Raw genomic sequence first — 2,912 nt, 5'->3', positions numbered from 1 at the left:
TCTAAAATATTTTCATTTATTACAGATATACTATTTATTTTGTTTATCTCATCTCTATTTCCACCACTCACTTCCATATAAAGATTTTGATGATATACATTTAAGATGTTTTTTATAGCTTCTAAAGAATGTTCATTTTTTAAATCTGTTACTTGAAGCTTTATGCTTTCTGCCTTTTTAGATTCTAAGATTCCTTCCTCATAGCCCTTATTAATAATAAGCTTGTTTTCCCCTTTTATAGACTCTACAGCTTTCATATTTGAAGGCTCTACTTCCTCTTTTATATTTACAAACTCCTTAAAGTTTTCTCCCTTTAAAAATTCTATTAAAGCCTTTGACATTTCACTTTTATCTAAATCAACAACTTGGACTGTAACTTCCTTTAATTTTAAATCACTATTATGAGATATATTTTCCATCATAAAGAATACTCCACTTAGAATTAAAGGAAATAAAATAAAATATGCTATAGTTGGAACAATAGTTGAAATTAATCCTTTTAGGCTTGTTTTTACATAATACAAAAATTTCATCTCTCTATTCCTCCTAATCTCTTAAATTTTTTCCTGTTAATCTTAAGAATACATCCTCAAGCTTAGCTTCTTCATAGCTAACTCTTCTAACTGTTACACCACTATTTTCTAAAAGATTTAAAGTAGCTCCAAGCTTAAAGTCATTAGTTACAGTTAAAGTAACTTCATCTTCATTTTCTAAAATATCAATTATAGTTTTTTCCTCTTTAAGCTTCATTATAGAAGAGGCATCCATTCCACTTTGCTTTAAAATAACCTTATCATTTGAAAATACAGCCTTTTTAATCTCTTCCTTTGTTCCATATGAAACTTCACGTCCTAAATCCATAATAAAGACTCTAGAGCAAAGCTCCTCAACTTCTTCCATATAGTGAGAAGTGTAGATAACAGTTGTTCCCCATTCATCTCTAATCTTTTTTATAAAGCTAAATATATGATTTCTTGATTGTGGGTCAACTCCAACAGTAGGCTCATCTAAAATTAAAACCTTAGGATGATTTAAAATCCCGACTGCAATATTAAGTCTTCTCTTCATTCCGCCTGAAAACTTCTTAACCTTTTCTTTTCTTTTATCAGTAAGCCCTGCAAGACTTAAAGCTTCTTTAATTCTCTCCTTTAAAAGCTTTCCACTCAGTCCACTTAAAGCTCCAAAAAACTCTAAATTATCATAAGCATTAAGATTTTCAAGTAATGCTAAATCTTGTGGTACATACCCTATGCACTCCTTAGCTTTTATACTTTCCTTTTGAATATCAAATCCATTAATTAAAATAGTTCCACTATCAGGCACTAAAATTGATGTCATAATATTAATAAGTGTAGATTTACCAGCACCATTAGGCCCTATAAATCCAAAAATCTCTCCCGCATTTACTTCATAGCTTACATTATCTAAAACCAATTTATCCTTAAATCTTTTAGTTACATTTTTAATCTCAACAATTCCCATAAAAAAAATCCCTCCAGTTCTTATCTTTAATCTTATAATAAGATAAGTCCTAGAGAGATTCTATACTCTTAAGTCACGACATAAATGACTTAAGTCACTATTTAAATTTTATACCCCAATACATTCTTTTTTACTTTCATTCCTATCTACTTCTGTATAAAAAGAACACTTTGTACATTCATAAGTAGTCACAACTCTTTTTTCATAAATATAATCATATCCACCTCGTCCATGCGTACATTTTACACCATTTGAAAAACTCCATTTTCCAGTACTAACAACAGTCTCTGAAAGCACTCCACCACAGTTGCAAGTTATTTTTCTTTCTTCTTTTTTTATTCCTTCTTTTAACTTGTTTTCATGACTTTTATAAGTATTTTCACAATCACATTTTCCTATATCATCAAGACACTCCATAGGAAAACTAATCTTTGAATCTAAAACACTTGTCACTACACTTTTGCTTAAATTCATTAAAGAACTCCCCCATCCATTTTTCTCTTTTGCAAATGCAATAGTACCCTCACCTAAGATACTTATAAAAATAAGACTTAACATCATAAAAGCTACTTTTTTCATTCCAACACCCCCTCTTACTTATTTTACCACCTAGAAAAGGGGATGTAGCTATTTTTTATAACCTAAAATTCCTCTCTAAACTTTATTATTCCACCTTTTAATACAAATGCATTTCCTATATTACTCATTTTTATAATTTTAGCTGCCTTCATTGCTCTCACTCCACTTCTACAGACAGTTACAAATGTTCTACCTCTATACTTCTGAAGTTCTTCAAGCCTGTTTGGAAGCTCTTCAATTGGAATAAAAATTGAGCCTTCTATAGGCTTTAATTCTTTAAACTCTTCTTCCCCTCTTACATCTAAAATTACAGTATTTAACTTCATTTTCATTGTATCTTTAAGCTCATTTTTTGTTATGTACCCTATATTCTCTAAAGACTTTTCATTTCCACTTCCTTTTTGGCAAGCTCCCTCACCTTTCTTTATTTTAATTGAGTCAAAGTCCTTATTTCCCTCATTGTTTAATTTAACTACATCATTCATCCAGTCTGGTGCCTCCTTCTCTGGCTTTGTTTCTTTAACAAATTCATCTAATGTTTTGCATTTTAAAATAGGGTTTTCTTTTTTCACTTGATGCAGGCTTGATAATTCATGTTGTCCATAGTTATGTGCTGGACATACCACTAAGTAATCATTTAGCTCATGAATCTTTTTAAGTGTCTTAAAGTGAGTTTCACTGCTTCCTGTTTCTAAATCATCTCTTCCTGTTCCATCTAAAAATAAAAAATCACCTGTGAAAAGTTTATCTTCACAAATAATGCTCATGCTATCTTCAGTATGTCCTGGTGTATGTATAACTTTAAACTCTAACTCATCAACTTTAAATTCTTCTAAGTCCTTTAACTTTAT

The 2,912-nt window shown here is 30.2% G+C and carries 4 protein-coding genes; all 4 read right to left on the bottom strand.

The genetic code is table 11. The features are described from left to right. A partial coding sequence (locus ACRC28_RS08505; RefSeq protein ID WP_438543026.1) for an ABC transporter permease occupies positions 1 to 533 on the bottom strand: 533 nt, incomplete at its 3' end. A gap of 13 nt (positions 534 to 546) precedes the next feature. Beyond that, positions 547 to 1,482 carry an ATP-binding cassette domain-containing protein gene (locus ACRC28_RS08500; RefSeq protein ID WP_438543025.1) on the bottom strand — a complete coding sequence of 312 codons (936 nt, stop codon included), beginning with the start codon at positions 1,480 to 1,482 and terminating at the stop codon, positions 547 to 549. Positions 1,483 to 1,590: 108 nt separating this feature from the next. Beyond that, positions 1,591 to 2,061, bottom strand: a complete 471-nt coding sequence (locus ACRC28_RS08495; protein ID WP_438543024.1) for a hypothetical protein — start codon at positions 2,059 to 2,061, stop codon at positions 1,591 to 1,593. A gap of 62 nt (positions 2,062 to 2,123) precedes the next feature. After that, a partial coding sequence (locus ACRC28_RS08490; protein ID WP_438543023.1) for a rhodanese-like domain-containing protein occupies positions 2,124 to 2,912 on the bottom strand: 789 nt, incomplete at its 5' end.

This window comes from Clostridium sp., assembly GCF_051650885.1.
Lineage (GTDB): Bacteria > Bacillota > Clostridia > Clostridiales > Clostridiaceae > Clostridium.
Note: the sequence above shows the minus strand (reverse complement) of the source record. Positions and strands in the feature narration are given on the sequence as shown.

Coding starts and splice junctions, on each gene's coding strand:
- ACRC28_RS08495 (WP_438543024.1), bottom strand. CDS start 2,061: ATGAAAAAAGTAGCTTTTATGATGTTAAGTCTTATTTTTATAAGTATC.
- ACRC28_RS08500 (WP_438543025.1), bottom strand. CDS start 1,482: ATGGGAATTGTTGAGATTAAAAATGTAACTAAAAGATTTAAGGATAAA.